The sequence below is a fragment of the Mesorhizobium sp. M7A.F.Ca.CA.001.08.2.1 genome, assembly GCF_003998455.1.
Classification (GTDB): Bacteria; Pseudomonadota; Alphaproteobacteria; order Rhizobiales; family Rhizobiaceae; genus Mesorhizobium; species Mesorhizobium ciceri.
The window spans coordinates 1-1,378 of record NZ_RZPW01001134.1; the positions used below are offsets into that span (position 1 = coordinate 1).

The following is a 1,378-nucleotide window of genomic DNA, read 5'->3' on the forward strand; positions in this document are numbered from 1 at the left end:
GCAATTGCGCAAGGCGCTCGCGCGGCAGAAGCTTGCCGCGCGAGACATGGCGCTCACGCGCTTCCTCCGAACCGCCGAGCTCGACGGTGGCAGCCTTCTCCGCAATGTCGGCGACCAGCGCCCGCATGCGCTCGGCATTGGCACGGAAGGTTTCGGAGGAGGGGGAGATCTGGGTTTGCAACGTGGCCATACCTACACCCCCTCCGCCATGATCTCGCGGCCGATCAGCCAGCGGCGGATTTCGCTGGGGCCGGCGCCGATCTCGTAGAGCTTGGCGTCGCGCAACAGGCGGCCGGTTGGATAGTCGTTGATGTAGCCGTTGCCGCCAAGCAGCTGAATGGCGTCGAGCGCCATCAGCGTCGCCTTCTCGGCGGCAAACAGCACGCAGCCGGCGGCATCTTTTCGCGTCGTCTGGCCACGATCGCAGGCGGCGGCGACGGCATAGACATAGGCGCGCGCGGCATTCAGCGTCGTGTACATGTCGGCCAGCTTGCCCTGCACCAGTTGGAACTCGCCGATCGCCTGTCCGAACTGCTTGCGCTCATGCACATAGGGGATTGCCACGTCGAGGCACGCCGCCATCAGGCCGATCGGGCCGCCGGCAAGCACCGTGCGCTCATAGTCTAGGCCAGACATCAGCACTTCGACGCCGCGCCCTTCCTCATGCAGCACGTTGTCGAAGGGCACCTCGACATCCCTAAACACCAGCTCGCCGGTGTTGGAGCCGCGCATGCCGAGCTTGTCGAGCTTTTGCGCCACGGAAAATCCGGCAAAAGCCTTCTCGACGATGAAGGCGGTGATGCCGCGCGATTTCTGGTCCGGATCGGTCTTGGCATAGACCACCAGCGTCTCGGCGTCCGGCCCGTTGGTGATCCACATCTTGGTGCCGTTGAGCACGTAGCGATCATTGCGCTTTTCGGCGCGCAGCTTCAGCGAGACGACGTCCGAGCCGGCGCCGGATTCCGACATCGCCAGCGCGCCGACTCGCTCGCCCGAGCACAGTGGCGGCAGGAATTTTTCCTTCTGCGCCGGCGTCGCCCAGCGGTTGATCTGGTTGACGCAGAGGTTGGAGTGGGCACCGTAGGAGAGGCCGACCGAGGCCGAAGCGCGCGAAATCTCCTCGACGGCGATCACATGGGCGAGATAGCCCATGCCGCTGCCGCCGAAATCGGGGTCGGCGGTGATGCCGAGCAGGCCGAGCGCACCGAGTTCGCCCCACAGATGCACCGGGAATTCATTCGAGCGATCGATGTCGGCGGCGATCGGCGCGATCCGGTCCTGGGCAAAGCGCCGCACCATGTCGCGCAGCGCCTCGATCTCCTCGTCATGCCCGAAGCTGAGCGTGTTGGTGTACATTTTTCTCCTCCCTGCGCATGAC

At 65.0% G+C, this 1,378-nt stretch carries 1 protein-coding gene and 1 pseudogene; both read right to left on the reverse strand.

Annotation, left to right across the window (positions count from 1 at the left end):
* Positions 1 to 190, reverse strand: a pseudogene (locus EN914_RS35515) (methylcrotonoyl-CoA carboxylase); the annotation flags it as partial.
* 2 nt (positions 191 to 192) lie between these two features.
* Positions 193 to 1,356: an isovaleryl-CoA dehydrogenase gene (locus EN914_RS35520; RefSeq protein WP_127389694.1), complete on the reverse strand. Its 1,164-nt coding sequence runs from the start codon at positions 1,354 to 1,356 to the stop codon at positions 193 to 195.
* Positions 1,357 to 1,378: the final 22 nt, after the last annotated feature.

What these genes read in the sequence shown, in the direction of transcription:
- EN914_RS35520 (WP_127389694.1), bottom strand. Translation starts at nt 1,356, where the DNA reads ATGTACACCAACACGCTCAGCTTCGGGCATGACGAGGAGATCGAGGCG.